11 protein-coding genes are annotated in these 16,147 nt (G+C 54.7%); 7 read left to right on the top strand and 4 right to left on the bottom strand.

Annotated features, from left to right (window positions below; translation table 11 throughout):
• Positions 1–18: 18 nt before the first annotated feature.
• From NIM72_RS17845 to dld, 3 genes are all read right to left on the bottom strand, one after another.
• Positions 19–2,670: a beta-N-acetylhexosaminidase gene (locus NIM72_RS17845; protein WP_253421385.1), complete on the bottom strand. Its 2,652-nt coding sequence runs from the start codon at positions 2,668–2,670 to the stop codon at positions 19–21.
• A 48-nt stretch (positions 2,671–2,718) separates the two neighbouring features.
• Positions 2,719–4,086 (bottom strand): OprD family outer membrane porin, encoded by a 1,368-nt coding sequence (locus NIM72_RS17850; RefSeq protein ID WP_285088440.1) that lies wholly within the window; start codon positions 4,084–4,086, stop codon positions 2,719–2,721.
• Between the two features lie 320 nt (positions 4,087–4,406).
• Complete coding sequence (gene dld, locus NIM72_RS17855; protein WP_161736773.1) at positions 4,407–6,110, bottom strand: D-lactate dehydrogenase; 1,704 nt, start codon at positions 6,108–6,110, stop codon at positions 4,407–4,409.
• A gap of 155 nt (positions 6,111–6,265) precedes the next feature.
• On the opposite strand from dld, the gene bglX reads away from it, so the two are divergent.
• Together bglX and NIM72_RS17865 are read left to right on the top strand one after the other, a co-directional pair.
• Positions 6,266–8,563: a beta-glucosidase BglX gene (gene bglX / locus NIM72_RS17860; protein WP_161736774.1), complete on the top strand. Its 2,298-nt coding sequence runs from the start codon at positions 6,266–6,268 to the stop codon at positions 8,561–8,563.
• Positions 8,564–8,659: 96 nt separating this feature from the next.
• Complete coding sequence (locus NIM72_RS17865; protein WP_222924307.1) at positions 8,660–9,532, top strand: oxygenase MpaB family protein; 873 nt, start codon at positions 8,660–8,662, stop codon at positions 9,530–9,532.
• 57 nt (positions 9,533–9,589) lie between these two features.
• On the opposite strand, the gene NIM72_RS17870 is transcribed toward NIM72_RS17865, so the two are convergent.
• Positions 9,590–10,051, bottom strand: a complete 462-nt coding sequence (locus tag NIM72_RS17870) for an NUDIX hydrolase (RefSeq protein ID WP_161736776.1) — start codon at positions 10,049–10,051, stop codon at positions 9,590–9,592.
• 601 nt (positions 10,052–10,652) lie between these two features.
• Between NIM72_RS17870 and NIM72_RS17875 the strand changes: the two genes are divergently transcribed.
• The 5 genes from NIM72_RS17875 (at position 10,653) to NIM72_RS17895 (ending at position 16,003) form a co-directional block, all read left to right on the top strand.
• On the top strand, positions 10,653–11,066 hold the full coding sequence (locus NIM72_RS17875; RefSeq protein ID WP_311202140.1) for a DUF4440 domain-containing protein: 414 nt from the start codon (positions 10,653–10,655) through the stop codon (positions 11,064–11,066).
• Positions 11,067–11,097: 31 nt separating this feature from the next.
• Positions 11,098–11,601 carry a GrpB family protein gene (locus tag NIM72_RS17880; protein WP_253421391.1) on the top strand — a complete coding sequence of 168 codons (504 nt, stop codon included), beginning with the start codon at positions 11,098–11,100 and terminating at the stop codon, positions 11,599–11,601.
• 240 nt (positions 11,602–11,841) lie between these two features.
• Positions 11,842–12,525: an O-methyltransferase gene (locus NIM72_RS17885; RefSeq protein ID WP_253421394.1), complete on the top strand. Its 684-nt coding sequence runs from the start codon at positions 11,842–11,844 to the stop codon at positions 12,523–12,525.
• 282 nt (positions 12,526–12,807) lie between these two features.
• Positions 12,808–13,917, top strand: coding sequence for a suppressor of fused domain protein (locus tag NIM72_RS17890; RefSeq protein ID WP_161736952.1), 1,110 nt, complete (start codon positions 12,808–12,810; stop codon positions 13,915–13,917).
• Between the two features lie 190 nt (positions 13,918–14,107).
• The gene (locus NIM72_RS17895; RefSeq protein WP_253421397.1) at positions 14,108–16,003 is read left to right on the top strand and encodes a methyl-accepting chemotaxis protein; all 1,896 of its coding nucleotides are present in this window, start codon (positions 14,108–14,110) and stop codon (positions 16,001–16,003) included.
• Positions 16,004–16,147: the final 144 nt, after the last annotated feature.

Below are 16,147 nucleotides of genomic sequence, written 5' to 3' on the forward strand. Positions count from 1 at the left end.
CATGCTTAATCCCGCTTACTACAACGTTTCCACGCGACTGGTGCGCTGGCCGTCACGGCTGACGGAGCGGATTGTCACGGCACCGCTGATCTGCGGCGGTCTGTTAGCATCGTAGCGCTGCCAGTTAGCCCCTTTGTCCAGGCTGTACTCCAGCATCACGCCGGGCAAGGCGACATTCATCGACAGGATGCCATCTACGATTTTTGCTCCCGGCACCGGCAGGCGATAATCGATACCCGCTTTATCCAGCTTCGCCAGTTCCCGTTGTCCCAGCAGGTTGGCAAATCGCTGCCAGTCATGCAGGCGTGCCTGCTGATCGACGAGATGGGTTTTGCCTCCCGTGTATTCCTGACCTGGCTGGTAATCCCGCTCCCAGCTGGCGCGGTGCCAGCTTCGTTCCGCGACCGCAAACAGGCGCGGATAGATCATGTGCTCCATCTGGGCGTCAGTACGCACGGTTTCACTCCACAGCTGGGCCGACATGCCATAAGCACCACTCCACGGCTTCTCTGATTTGGCGCTGAAAAAATTGCCGTCGCGATCCACCGAGGTCTCCGCATTCTGCGGCAGGTTGTCCGGTGCAAAGCCAAAGATTTTACGCTCGTCGTTGAAACGTGTGCCCCAGTAGTAGCCGCGCTCCAGCGGGTTCACCTCATACGGGAAGTCCAGATAGAGGTAGTCAGGACTGGAGATCACGACATCGTATCCTTTCTGTGACCAGTCGGGGGCACTGTCAAAACCGCCCCAGTAGAGGGTATCCCAGAAGTTGACCGCAACGCGCGGGGTAGCGAAGGCTGCGGCATTTCTGGCATCTTTTAAACCATCCTGCCACGCCTGCATTTTGCCAATGCCGTGGCGGTTAACAATTTCACTGACGGACAGGGCGAAATAGCTCGGCAGGTGCGCCAGATCTTCCACTTTGCCGCTCTTCACCAGCGCCTGGCACGCCTGCGATTTCGCCCACGGCAGATCTTCGTTACGCCAGTCGCGCAGGCCGGTACCTGGTTTAGGGTTATTTTTGTCAGAGTAGCCTGCACCCAGGCGGATATTCTTCGCTTCATCCCCGCCGAAATGCCAGGTGCTTAATGGCTGTCCCGCTTCCTGATGCATCGCCTGAACCTCACCGATCACCTTGTCGACAAAGCGCTGAGAACCCGCAATGCAGGGATTGAGATAGCTGGTGCGGTCGTAGAGCTGCACCGAGGTGGTATTGGAGTCGTCGGTGGGATCGATCAGGCGGTACGCGCTGGCCTGTTCAGCGTCTCCCGCTTTCATCAGCCGCTGATAGCGCGCTTCCATTGAGATGACCGCCGCACGGGCGTGGGCGGGCATATCAATTTCCGGGATCACCTGAATGTGGCGCGCCTGCGCATATTTCACAATGTCGATGTAGTCAGCACGACTGAAGTAGCCGCTACCGTTGTTATCGCTGAACGGACCGGAACCGAGCTGCGGCAGCAGACAACGCTGTTCGGTCAGGTCATGACAGCGTTTAGCGCCCACGTCAGTCAGTTCCGGTAAGCCAGGAATTTCAATCCGCCAGCCCTCATCGTCACTCAGGTGAAAGTGAAAGCGGTTCATCTTCCACGCCGCCATCTGATCAAGCAGCCGCATCACCGCCTGCTTACTGTGAAAGTTACGGGCAACATCAAGAAACGCGCCGCGATAAGCAAAGCGCGGCGCATCATGGGCTTCCAGCGCGGCGATACGCGCCGCACCTTCGCCAGGTACCAGTGAGAGAATCGACATCAGACCGTAGAAAGCCCCGGCAGCATCGTAGGCCACCACAATGGCGCGGCGGGGCGTGATATCCAGATTGTATGCGCCCGATTTTGCCGTTATGCCGCTGAAGTGGTCCGGCTTGATCTGTGTCGTGATGGCGAATCCATCTGGCGCTTCTTTCAGGCCGAGCAGGGTCAGGCGCTGTTTTACCGCTTCACCGGTTTCAGGTGTCAGCCCGATAAGCATCAGCCTGACGCCGCGGCTGAGATCGGCATCCTGCGGGCGGAGCTTCACCTCAAGCGGCGTGGGTGTGATTTGACCGCGCAGCGCAGAGACGGGCAGGGCAGCAACATCGCTGTTTTTATCAAACCGGCTGACGGGCTGCATCAGGACATTGTGGTCATCGGCACTGCGTCGCCAGTGATCACCCAGCGGCAACATAAACTGGCTGGGGTCTTCATGGTCGGTGCTGGCAATAATTTTGGGCGTTGCCTGCCCGGACGTGACATACCAGCGCGGCATCACATCAGTGACAAACAGCTGCCAGTATTCATTAACGATGGGAATCTGCACCGACTCACCTGCACCAATGCCGGTAAACTTGTCCGTCGGCTCCAGTCGGGTTAAGTCGCCAACCAGGTGGGTCATTTTAAACTGATCGTTTTCGACCCGCAGCGTCTGGTGAACGTTGCTCATGTAGATGGCCCAGTGTTTGTCGGTCAGTGCCGGGCCGTTATTGGTCAGGGTAATGGTCGCGCGATTGCAGGCGGCATAGTCGGCACCCAGCGCGGCGCAGTCGGTGCCATTCAGAGCGGCCTGGTTGTCATTCACCTGATAAGTGATGCCAGACTGGCTGATTTGGTTCACCACCTGCTGCGCTGACGAGCTGGCGTGGCCTGAGGCTGCAGCGCCCAGCAGAGTGAGCGCGATAAGGCTTAACTTAAACATATTGATTCATCCTTGCTGCTGAAGAGATATCCGGGAGTCTGCAGGGCGTCAGAACAGGGTAAACGGCACGATAACCATAAATTTGATGTCCTTCTCGTCCTGAAAAATGTTGCCGTAACCGCCGCTGTAACTGGGCAGATTGCTGTGGTTGTCGTAGCGGGTGTAATGCAGTTTAAACAGGGTATCTTTGGCGCGGCCCTGCTGGATTTGATAGATCAGATCAAGGTTCCAGGCGGACTCTTTCAGCCGCTGGCTCTGGTCAACGGTGGGCAGGGTGGCGGGTCTGGCATCCCAGCCCCAGACGTATGATGCGCCCACTTTCCAGCCCGCCAGTTGCCACGGCGTTAAGTCGAGCATCGCACCAGCAAAGACCGCTTTTTCGCCATTGGCGTTCCAGTCGGAACGGGCATCCCACCAGATATCCAGTCGGCCATTGGAGCTGGCATAGCCCGGCGTCATGCGCTGCAGGAAGAAGCCCTGATTGCCCTCTGCTTTGACCCAGCTGCCTTCGAGGCGCAGATCCACCGGGCCGACGTTGTAACCGATCGTGATTGCCTGAAGCCAGGCGAGGCCATCATAGACATCGCGGGGATTAGCGGCACCGCCCTGCACGTTGTCATGTGCGCCGTAAAACTGATAGCTGGTGGAGAGTGCATTGCCATAAGGCGTGGCCGACCAGGAGGCTTTGGCAAAATATTGATCCATATAATCCGCCGCCTGACCGAATGCCCCTTCAAGGACCAGATTATTCTTGAAGTCATATTTCATGCCGAATGAGTGCAGATAGCTGATATGCGTTTTGCCATCAGCCTGTCGGAAATCATATAAATCACGATACCAGGGCGCCTTATATTTATCACTCCACATCCACGAGAATGATAATGCTCCGGCTTCCTGGAAATCATATAGCGCACCCACTTCGACGCCGCGATAGGTGCCGGGTAAGAAACTCCAGTGCGGCGCAAGGATCGTCTGGCCGGTGGGCTGAATATAACCGGCGCGTAACCAGTATTCGTTATATTTTAATTTAAGCGCGGCTTTATAAACCGAAGCGCCGCCGCTGTCGCCATTCCACTTTTCATCCCAGCGGGTACGTGCCTTACTGAAGCCAATTTCATTAGGAGCGGCGGGGCCGCTGTTGGCGAGTTCAGCAGCGCCAAAAACGGCCAAGTCCAGACCCATCCACTCCCCGGCGTAACCTGACTGGAAGTCGAGATTACTGTTGAGCGAGGCGTGATGTAAATTAGCCCGATACTGTCCCTGAGAGTCACTGGCGGGATCGGTGTCTCTGCGATCCCGCTGCCGCTGCCAGTAAAAAACATTACCTTTTAGCGATGCGTCATCAATAAATCCGGCCGCATAAGCGGGAGATGAAATTATTGCTGACAGGGCTATTATCACAGTGGCTATTTCCATTAACGCTAAAGCGTAATTATTTTTCCGCATGACTCTTCCTCCCTGAAGAAAATAAAGGTCATTAAACAGCTTTTAGTTTTAGTGGCGACAATCTATTTTTCGCGACGCGAATTATCAATTGGTGGCGGGGTATTTTGTGAGGTGTTGCGCAGAAACCGATGACAGTAAATAAAGCAGGTGCAATCTGGGAAGGAGAATTAATTTTTTGATGAAGATGTTAGTCATCAGCAGAGATAATACGGCAGGCAATTCCAGGAAGTGAGTGGATGGCTGCGTCGTATGACGGTCAGCCTGCTCAGACAGGCTGACCCATAACGCGCTTAAACCTGCTTCACCGCCCAGCCTTTTTGCTTGCTGGTTTTGCCAATGCCAGGATTAAAGCTATTGGTCGGATCGAGCTGGCGATAGAACGCCGCCAGTTGCGGTTTGGCCTGATAGAGATGACCGACGTTATGTTCAGCGGGATATTCTGCGCCGCGCGCCTGCAGGATCTCCAGCATCTGCGTTTTCAGCGCGTGCACATCCACCCCTTTTCTGACGATGTAATCCTGATGGAAGACGTGACAGAAGAAGTGACCATAGTAGAGGCGGTGGCTTAATGATGCGCGAATCGCATCGGGCAGGGTTTCAAACCAGTCCGCATCGTTGCGACGCAGCGCGATGTCCAGCGCCAGAATATCCTCGACCTCATCTGCATGGACTGCGTGGTAGCGCACGGCCGCACCCGCTGCCGCAAAGCGATGCAGAAACGCGTGCGCACCTTCTTTACCTTCACACTCAAAGAACTCACCACCGCCTTCACGAAAGTAGTCGCGCAGATAGTTACGCGCCTCGGCCACGCCATCGCCCGACATCTTCAGCATCAGATGATGTTCATACTTGTCACGATACTGCTTCATGCGTTTGGGCAGATGCGCCGGGAACAGTTTGCTCAGGCGCTGCAACAGCCGGTCGCTGAAGTGCGGTTTAACGAAGGAGAGCTTGCTCAGCCAGGCATCAATCCGACCCTTCAGCGTGAAAAACAGCGGCATCTTATCGGTGCCCAGCTTGTCGATCATCAGGAAGGTATCTTTGCCGTAGACTTCCGCAATGTCATAAATGTCGCGGTGCATATATTCGCCCGCCACCGGCAGATGGGTGAAATGCGCCAGGATGTGACGGCGGATATCGTTAAGCACACCGGGTTCATTGGTGCCGATGTAAAATACCTGCTGCTGCGGTTCGCTGGCGAAAGTATCCAGTCGCACGGCGAAGACCGCCAGTTTCCCGGCACAGCCGGACGCTTCAAACAGGCGACGCGCATCGGCGTTATAACGGGCGGGCGTATCCGCATCGACTTCACGGACGCGATCGGCATATTCATGATCGGAGGCGTGACGGCCATCGTGCTGCACATCTTTGGGTTGCCAGCGGTCGTCATCCAGCCGTCCCAGAATCTCTTCCGGTGAGGTCCCCAGATCGATACCCAGATGGTTCACCAGCTTCAGTCTTCCCTGTGCATCAATCTGCGCATACAGGGCCATCTCACTGTAGGCCGGACCGCGCTTAATCAGCGATCCGCCGGAGTTATTACAGATGCCACCCAGCACCGAAGCCCCAATGCATGAGGAGCCGATCACCGAGTGGGGTTCACGCCCCAGCGGCTTCAGTGCTTTTTCCAGCTGATAGAGTGTGCTGCCGGGGAATGCCAGCACCTGCTGGCCGTTGTCGATCAGCTGAAGCTTATCCAGCCGCAGGGTACTGACAATCACCAGCGGACGGTCGTAATCGTCGCCATGCGGCGTTGAACCTTCGGTCAGGCCGGTATTCGCCGCCTGCATCAGGATGATGACATCCGCTTTCACCAACGTTTGCAATACCCGCCAGAGTTCCAGCAGCGTACCGGGAAACGCCACGGCCAGCGCCTCACCTTCGCCGGAGCGAAAGCCTTTGCGATAGCGGGCAGTCTGTTCAGGTTCTGTCAGCAGATGGGCAGGGCCGACCAGGCGGCGCAGGTCAGAAAGCAGGGCAGAGGTTTGTATCATGAGCAATTCCCTTGTCTTATCAGTGCGTCCTAACTGTAGCACGTCAACTGACCTCAACGCAGTGTGACTCTGGCCGCTACCTGCTATTCTCATCTTGTGGCACACTGCCGCCTGTTTATTCGATATTGCGCAGTTACTTAAGAGAACCCAACCTGATGAAATGGATTTACTCTGTTAGTCTCGCTGTCTCCCTTGCGATGCAACCCGCACTGGCTGAGACAGTGCCTGGTAACCACCCGATGACCGAACAGGCGCGAGATGCCTTCGTTAACCAGCTGCTTAAAAAAATGACGCTGGACGAGAAGATTGGCCAGCTGCGTTTAATCAGCGTCGGACCTGATAATCCGAAAGAAGCCATTCGCGACATGATTCAGAAGAGTCAGGTTGGCGCGATTTTTAACACTGTCACGCGTCAGGATATCCGCGCGATGCAGGATCAGGCGATGCAGCTTAGCCGCCTCAAGATCCCCCTGTTTTTCGCCTTCGACGTGATTCACGGTCAGCGCACTATTTTCCCGATTCCTCTGGCCCTGGCATCAAGCTGGGATCTGGATGCCGTTAAAGAAGTAGGGCGCGTATCCGCCTATGAAGCGGCCGACGACGGTCTGAATATGACATGGGCACCGATGGTCGATGTCAGCCGTGAACCGCGCTGGGGTCGTGGTTCCGAAGGCTTCGGTGAGGATACGTATCTCACCAGCGAAATGGGTCGCAGCATGGTTCAGGCGATGCAGGGCAAAAGTGCCGCCGATCGCTATAGCGTGATGACCAGCGTGAAACACTTTGCGCTCTATGGCGCCGTTGAGGGTGGACGCGATTACAACACCGTAGACATGAGCCCGCAGCGCATGTTCCAGGACTATCTGCCACCGTATAAGGCCTCACTGGATGCAGGCAGCGGCGGCGTGATGGTGGCGCTGAACTCGATTAATGGCGTCCCCGCTACGGCGGACAGCTGGCTGCTGAAAGATCTGCTGCGCGATAAGTGGAAATTCAAAGGCATCACCATCAGCGACCACGGCGCAATCAAAGAGCTGATCAAGCATGGCGTCGCCAGCGATCCGCAGGAAGCGGTACGCATCGCCCTGAAGTCGGGCGTGGATATGAGCATGAGCGACGAATATTACAGTAAGTATCTGCCGGATCTGGTGAAGAGCGGTGAGGTCACGATGGCTGAAATTGATGACGCGGCGCGCCATGTGCTTAACGTCAAATATGACATGGGCCTGTTTAACGATCCCTACAGCCATTTAGGTCCGAAAGAGAGCGACCCGCAGGACACCAATGCGGAAAGCCGTCTGCATCGCGCTGAAGCGCGCGATGTGGCGCGTAAAAGCATCGTACTTCTGAAAAACCGTTTGGAAACGCTGCCGCTGAAAAAATCGGGCACCATTGCGCTGATTGGTCCGCTGGCAGACAGTCAGCGCGACATCATGGGCAGCTGGTCCGCCGCAGGCGTGGCGAAGCAATCCGTTTCGCTGTTGCAGGGCATGCGCACTGCCACCGAAGGCAAAGCGACGCTGCTTTATGAGAAGGGCGCTAACGTCAGCGACAACAAAGGGATTCAGGACTTCCTGAACCTCTATGAGCAGGCGGTTTCCGTGGATACGCGTTCACCGCAGCAGATGATCGATGACGCGGTTGCCAAAGCGAAGCAGGCCGATGTGGTGGTTGCCGCCGTGGGCGAAGCGCAGGGGATGGCGCACGAAGCCTCCAGCCGCAGCGACCTGGTGATCCCACCGAGCCAGCAGAAGCTGCTCGCGGCACTGAAAGCCACCGGTAAGCCGCTGGTGATTGTCCTGATGAACGGGCGCCCGCTGTCGATAGTAAATGAAGATCGCATGGCTGATGCGGTGCTGGAAACCTGGTTCAGCGGCACCGAAGGTGGTAACGCCATCGCCGATGTGCTGTTCGGTGACTACAACCCGTCGGGCAAACTGCCGGTTTCCTTCCCGCGTTCAGTGGGTCAGATTCCGATCTACTACAACCATCTGCCAACCGGTCGTCCTTACAACTTTGCGAAGCCGAACAAGTACACCTCGCACTACTATGATGCGGTTAACGGCCCGCTCTATCCGTTTGGTTACGGCCTGAGCTACACCAGCTTCACCGTGTCGCCGGTAAAAATGTCTTCCCCGACCATGCCGCGTAACGGCAGCATCGAAGCCAGCGTGACCGTGACCAACAGTGGTAAACGCGATGGCGCGACGGTGGTGCAGATGTACCTCAACGACCCGGTCGCTTCCATCAGCCGTCCGGTGCAGGAGCTGCGTGGCTTTAAGCGCATCATGCTGAAAGCAGGCGAGTCACAAACTGTGACCTTCAAAATTGATGTGGATGCGCTGAAGTTCTGGAACCAGCAGATGCAGCACGTTGCAGAGCCCGGCAAATTCAACGTGATGATTGGACTCGATTCCGTTCGTACCGAGGATGGGCAGTTCAACTATTTATAACCGTCAGCCTTTTTCCTGACGTCAGGGGAAGGTGATGCGGCGCGTCGTTAGCGTCCTGCTACCGCGCGCCGCGTCATATCCACTATCAGAGCCGCTATGATTAATCTGCGTGATCGCATTCAGCAGCAGGTATTCCGCCTTAACGGCCTGTCGATGAATGAATTTGACCTCTCTCAACCACCTGGCGATCCCGGCCTGTTTGGCCCGGACAGCGTGATCTGGCGCGTCCACGGTGACTTCACCTCCATGATGTGCGGCGGGATCAGCGCGCTGCTGTTGCAGATGCTGCATCCGGCGGCACTGGCGGGCGTCTGGGATCACTCCAATTTCCGCGAAGATATGATGGGCCGTCTGCGCCGCACCAGCCAGTTTATCGCTGTCACTACCTACGGTAATTCGCAGGATGCGCAGACGCTGATCGACAGGGTTAAACGCATTCATCTGAAAGTCAGCGGCGTCGACAGCGCGGGCAAACCCTATGCCGCCAGCGATCCGCATCTGCTGACCTGGGTGCATGTGGCGGAGACCAGCCGTTTTCTGGCCGCCCATCTGCGCTACAAAAATCCTCAGCTTACCCGCGCCGGGCAGGATCAGTACTATCAGGAAGCGGCGCTCATTGCCGAAGCGCTGGGTGCAGAGAAGGTGCCGAAAAGCGTTGTCGATGTGGCGGATTACCTGCAACAGATGCGTTCAGAGCTGCGCTTTGACGAGCGTACCGCTGAAGTGACGCGATTGCTGATGAATGCCCCTGCACCCAGCTGGCAGGCGAAACCGGTGATGAAAATCATGCTGAAGTCAGGATTCGGACTGATGCCCGCGTGGGCGCAGGCAATGTCCGGTACGGAGATTGGCCGCTTTCAGCAGGCGATGATTGACCAGAAGATTAATGCGATTGCGTTAGGGTTGAGATGGTCAATTCAGCGCGGGGCATGGTATCGGGCGATGGTGAGAATGGGGAGACTGGGATAAGGGGCTATGAATGTCCGCTGTGTGCCAGAAAAGGACGTTCAGGATATTATGACGCATTTAACGTCGAAGATCCGGCCGACTTTTTTCAAGTATGTTAATGATTAAGTCGCGTGGAAAAATTGTCTCATTGGTTTGTATTAGCTCTTGTATTGTCCACCAATGATGATCGCGAATGAGTTCCTTTTCATTGCTACTCCATCCTGAACGATCGAGATCTACTGTATTTGCCTTAATCATAAAGAAACGCTCATCAGCAAGGACTGTCTCTCCACTTGGTAGCATCATTGTGAAGGTTCGGGACGCTACTGCTGGTCCTGTTAATGTTTCTTTCAATCCCGTTTCTTCAAATAATTCGCGTATAGCGGCCTGCTCGAAAGATTCATTTTTTTCAAGCCCTCCTCCCGGCGTTGCCCAGTATGTTTTTCCCTTTAGAGCATCATCTTTATGACAGAACTTAAAGAGCAGGACATGATTTTCAGGCGAAAGAATGATCAATCGAGATGATGGTCTAATGCGCACCTATCCCCCTTAAAAAAGCTTAAATACTGATTTTCAATATTTATATAAACATAAACTGCAGCCTGAATCGCCCTATAGGTCTGTAATTTCTTACAGCTTTAATCTCACTCAACGTCCGCTTTTCGCTTAAAGCAGACCTTCCTTACGCGTGCAATTGTTACATCACGACCTAATAGGGGGAAACGGAAACGAGGGTTGCAGAAAGACCGCAAATATTCTTCATGGGCTTAGGGAGTTAAGCAAGACGTATTCGGTAATATGGGCGTTTTACCGAACGGTCGCAGAAGGGCGTAAAAAAACCGCCTCGCGGCGGCTCGTCTGGCACCTGCCCAGACTCTCTGTATAAGAATCCCAGAAAACCTGGCATCAATAGTGCAGCGGGCAAACCGGCGTGTTGTGCCCTGGTGTTGGCCATCCGGCTTCCCCGTCATCATTATATGTGGTATCGGCAACATCTGGAGAAACCGCAATATATAGTGTGTCCGGCTGTAACAGCGCGGCCGGGGGTACAATTCGGCAGAATGCGTGTTTTACCGAATCCGGGCGAACGGGAAACATCAGTCCGCTTTGTGCCAGGAGCGGAAGTAGCGCATGAACTGTTATGGTAAATTTGAATGTCAGGCTTAATCACTTGAGGATAAGCAGAATGCTTCTGGAGAAGCTCAGATTGCTTGAGTGCAGCCTTCACGGCGACAGGCGCAATGATCCGGAGTGGCTGGAACTGATTCTTCATCCTGAATTCCGTGAAATCACCCGGTCAGGTGTGACGGTCGACCGGTCAGAGACCATTGCGTCGCTGTTAAGTGAAAAGGCTGCACCGTATATTCTCAGCAGTGATTTCCGTCTTACGGATATGGGCTGCGGTTACGCTCTGCTTCACTATCGGACGTTTTACGCTGATGGCAGCCATCATGCATTACGTTCCTCTTACTGGATTTGTTCGGATGAGGGCCAGTGGACTCTGTTTTTTCACCAGGGAACGCCGGCTGCAGGCAATGCCGGGGTTCAGGGTTGAGTTGCACAAGTAGGGCAGAGAGAATGTGTTTATGCGGAAGATTATTGTTGTGCCATACGATGATAGATGGCCTGAGATGTTTGAAGCTGAAAGTTTACTGATAAAAACATTGCTCGGTGGAATGGCTAAAGATGTCCATCATATTGGAAGCACGTCAGTTCCTGGTCTCTCAGCAAAGCCCGTAATTGATATGCTACTTGAAGTTTCCGACCTCAATGAACTGGATAAGTACCATTCAGCAATGGCCCACGCCGGTTATATTGCTCGCGGTGAGAACGGGATTGCGGGGCGCAGATATTTCATTAAAGGTGGTGATCAGCGTAGTCATCAAGTCCATGCGTTTGCAGTCGGAGATATGCAGGTATTGAGACATCTCGCTTTCCGTGATTATCTTCGAAGAAACAAAGACATTGCAGAAGAGTATGCTGAGATAAAACACGCAGCTGTATTACTCAGCAGGAACGACGCTCATCGCTATAGCGCCCTCAAAGCGAAATTTATAGAGCGTCATCAACAACTAGCGCTAGCTGTCTGAGAACGATTGAGATTGAATTCGTTGCCGGGAGGGTATGTTCAATAATGATGAATTTACTAAGTAGTCATCAGTCAACGTCTGCTATTCGCTCATAGCGGACCTTCGATTCGATAAGAATGTCCGCTTCGTGCCAGGAGCGGACGTTGCTGATTTTAATCTTCAAACAGGATCGGTATAGGCGACAGATGTAACAAATGACAATTAAACTTTCATAGAGTTTTTAAGGAGAATAAATTTCATATGCGAATTCCAGATTATTCTTCACAAGATTCTGATAAGTGGGCCCAGGTAGATGCCTGGTTTTCTGAAAAGCTCGCTCCTGAAGATGCAGATTTAAAATACGCTCTCGCCAATAACACAGAACAGGGATTGCCCACACATGATGTCTCTGCTTTACAGGGAAAAATGCTGGCGATTTTCATTCAAATGTCGTGTGCCGTCCGTGTTCTTGAAATAGGGACGCTTGGGGGGTATAGCACCTTATGGATGGCCCGGGCTCTCCCACCACATGGAAGCGTAACGACAATTGAATTCAACGAGCACCATGCAGAGGTTGCTCGCCAGAATATAAACAAAGCGGGGCTGGCTGAGCGTGTCACATTGCATAGAGGAGCGGCACTTGATGTCTTACCCACACTTAATGCTCCCTTTGACCTGATTTTTATCGATGCCGATAAAGTGAATAACCCCCACTATCTTGAATGGGCTATCAAACTGTCGAAACAAGGCACTGTTATCGTAGGAGATAACACTGTGCGCGGTGGAAGTGTAATCGACTCCAGTAGTGAAGATCCGAACATTAAAGGTCTGCGAGAATTTGTCGAAATGATTTCTGAGGATGAGCGCCTTGAAGCGACAGCAGTACAGACTGTTGGTGAAAAAGGATGGGATGGTTTCGTTATGGCTATCGTTAAAGCCCGATGATGATATTTATCATTAGGAAAAACTCACTAACCGCCAGCTTTTAGTCACAATTTCTAAATGATTATCAAAGCTGTGCTGCTCATAATGTCTATGAGTTATATCCAAAATGTCCGCTCCTCGCTCATACCGGCCTTTAAGGCCAACAATGGTCACACTTACAAAGCTCAGTACCCCCCCCAACGCCCACACTTTGAGACTATTACCCTTGTCTCAGAGTGCAGCAGCCAGGATCCTGCTCTATTCTCGGGGAAAATGGATTCCTCCAGGCTTTGTCGAGGCACTATGACGTACAAATCCCTGATTGCTGAAGTCCACAATCAGCAGCGCACCCTGACCGCCATTGTCGAGCAGGATGAGCGCACCGCTTATTTTTACATCTGGCCCACCGACCTGTTCCGCAGTCAGTATGCGGTGCGCGGCTGCTGGCTTCGTAACCTGCTGCCTGCACCGGCACAGGAAGATCGCGGGGCGATGGAGCAGGGCATCGCCCCGCTGCTCAGCGCCGAGTATTGCCGTAATCTGGAAGCGGAGCCCGCGCTGGACCCGGCAGGTCTGCAGGTGCTGTGGGAGCCTTCTGATGATGGCGCTGCGCTGTGGTATTACGGCCAGCTGCTGGCGGTGATCCCCGGCTGGAGTCTTTATCAGGAGAAGCAGGTGAGCTTCTCTGCGGGCTGCATCAAAAAGAACCGGCTGACGGCCCCGCTGGGTTCAGCATCGACCAATGACTACTATGCCCGTGCGGAGCATCAGCGTCAGTTCTGGCGCGAATGGCACGACGGCAGCGAGTGGGACAGGGTCCAGCAGGATCTCATGGCCTGCTATCAGGCGCGTTTTGGCGAATCAGTGAAATATTACGCGATCGATCAGGGCAGCTGGCCGCCGATGGCGATCTCGCAGCACTGGCATCAGGGCGTGTGGTACTTCCTGACGCTCGGCATGAGTATCAGGCCGATGCCGCAGGTTGATTATCTGTTCGATGAGCTGGCACCGCAGTATCGCCGTATCGAGCTGGGCATGGCGGTCGATGGTGAAGTGATGACCGAAGGCAACGCGGTGCAGATGGCGAGCGCGCTGGCGGAGTTCGTGCATCTGCCATGGGCGCGACTCACCTGGCTGGGGGAGGGCCACACGCTGGCCTCAGAAGTGGCACCGGTCGGTTTTGAAAGCTTCCTGCTGGCGAATGAACTGGCACCTGCGCCAGCACAGTTCACGCTGCCGAAACGCGATGGCGATCGCCCGACGCTGCTCTGGTCCACGCCGATTACGGAAGCCGAGCGGCAGTTCGCGCAGGCTGACGAGCATGGCGGCCAAAAGTTACGAGAATTGTTAACAGCAGAAGGCAATGATCATGTTTTCCGCCCGCGCCTGCAGGTGGTCCATTCAGAAGAGTAAGCCAGTCTTATCATGCCTCTTCGTCTGTTCCCCGGCAACCGTCGGGGACGTTATAGTAACTCTATGAAATTAAATTTTCACAAAAATCAAACATTTCTCAAATATGTGATCCCGCTCATCTCAAGTTCCCGTTAAGCGAGCCGTTAACCCGATCAGGCAATCGCGCCGCACCAGGTTCAGGGGAACAAAGATGTTTAAAACAACACAATCCCGCTTCACCGCAACAATGATCGCGTTCTTTGTTGCGCTTTTACTCGTTACAGTTTGGGTCATCAATCAGTTCGTCGCGCCACAGCTGGTCGACAGCGAAAGTCGTCTGGTTCGTTATCAGGTCGATTCACTCGCCTCTGGCATCGTTGAACAGATGAACCGCGTGCAGGCACAGCAGCGTGCGATTACCGAAGCCGCCTCTGTCATGGACAGCGCCACTATCGACACCCTGTTACCGACGCTGGTAAACCAGTATCAGGACAGCAACGTGTTTGGTGGCGGTATCTGGCCCCTGCCAAACCGTCGCGATCCGGCCAAAGAGAAAGACAGCAGCTTCTTTGCCCGTAATGCCAGTAATGAACTGCAGGTCAACACCTACTGGAACTCCGACGCCGCCGATAAATACTGGGAGCAACCCTGGTATAAAGATGGCCTGGCTGCCGCGAAAGGGCAGTGTGCCTGGGCAAAAGCTTATCAGGATGCTGCCAGCCCGCAGCCGCGTACCAACTGTGCCATGGCGATCTACCGCAATGGCTCGGCCTGGGGTGTCGCGACTATCGACGTGACGCTGGGGTTCTTCAACCAGCTGGCGAAGCAGATGGGTGAAACCATTCACGGCAATGTGCTGATCGTCGAAGCCGACGGCAAAGTCGTGGGTAATGGCGCGCTGGTCAATGCCGCGCCGAAGCTGGAGAACCTGGCTGACGTGCAGATGCCGATGGCCGCACCGCTGAAAACGTTGCTGAACGGTGTTGGCAATCAGCCGCTGGAAACCACTTATGACAGCAGCGAGGGCGAGCAGACCCTGTTCGTGCAGGCCATTCCTGGCAGCCCGTGGTATCTCGCCAGCAGCCTGCCAACCAGCCTGCTCAAAGCGCAGTCGCATAATATGCTGACCCGCCTGGGCCTGGTGCAGATCCCACTGGCGGTCATCCTGCTGCTGGTCTCGCTGGGCTTTGTCCGCGCCATGATGAAACGGCTTAACGTGCTGAACAGCAACATCGAAGCGCTGTCGACGGGGGGTGCCGATCTGACGCAGCGCCTGCCCGCCAGCAACAGCCCGGAGTTTAACGCCGTGGCGCAGAGCTTTAACCAGTTCATCAGCTATCTGCAGGGGCTGCTCCAGCAGGTGGGCGACAGCGCACTGGCGATTACTGCTGCGTCGCGGGAGATTGCCAGCGGTAACGCCAATCTCTCCTCCCGTACTGAAGATCAGGCCAGCTCGATTGTCGAGACGGCCGCGTCGATGGAGCAGCTGACCGGCACCGTGCGTCAGAACGCCGACAATGCGACGCATGCCAACCAGCTGGCAGCTGATGCCTCGCAGGTGGCCGCACGGGGGACTGAAGTGGTCCGTCAGGTGGTCACCACCATGGGTGAGATTCATCACTCATCCCGTAAAGTGGTCGATATCATCAGCGTCATCGACAGCATCGCATTCCAGACCAATATCCTGGCACTTAACGCCGCGGTAGAAGCCGCACGTGCCGGTGAACAGGGTCGCGGTTTTGCGGTGGTGGCTTCGGAAGTGCGCAATCTGGCACAGCGTTCAGCCAACTCGGCGCGTGAGATTAAAAAGTTAATCGAAGAGTCCGTGGCAAACATCGATACCGGCAGCGCGCTGGTTGAGCAGGCGGGTCAGACCATGGACGAGCTGATGAAAGGGGTAAGCAGTGTGACCACCCTGATGAGCGAAATTATGTCAGCCAGCCGTGAGCAGAGCCTGGGTATCGAACAGGTTAACGTGGCGATTACCCAGCTTGATGGTACTACCCAGCAGAATGCCGTGCTGGTGGAGCAGGTTTCCGCTGCCGCGCAGGCGATGGAATCGCAGAGCACCCAGCTTGAGCAGGTGGTTCAGAGCTTCCGCCTGTAATCCTTCGTCAGGCCAGCCTTGCTGGCCTGATTTCCTCTCTGCTTCATCCGCTTATCTCCGCCTGAGACGCGTAAAAATTCCGCGATGTTCCACCCAGACTGCTCATTCTGTGCCAGAATAGTTGGGAATAATCTCAAGGAAACG

It is taken from the genome of Pantoea sp. B550, assembly GCF_024158165.1.
Taxonomy (GTDB): Bacteria; Pseudomonadota; Gammaproteobacteria; order Enterobacterales; family Enterobacteriaceae; genus Pantoea; species Pantoea alfalfae.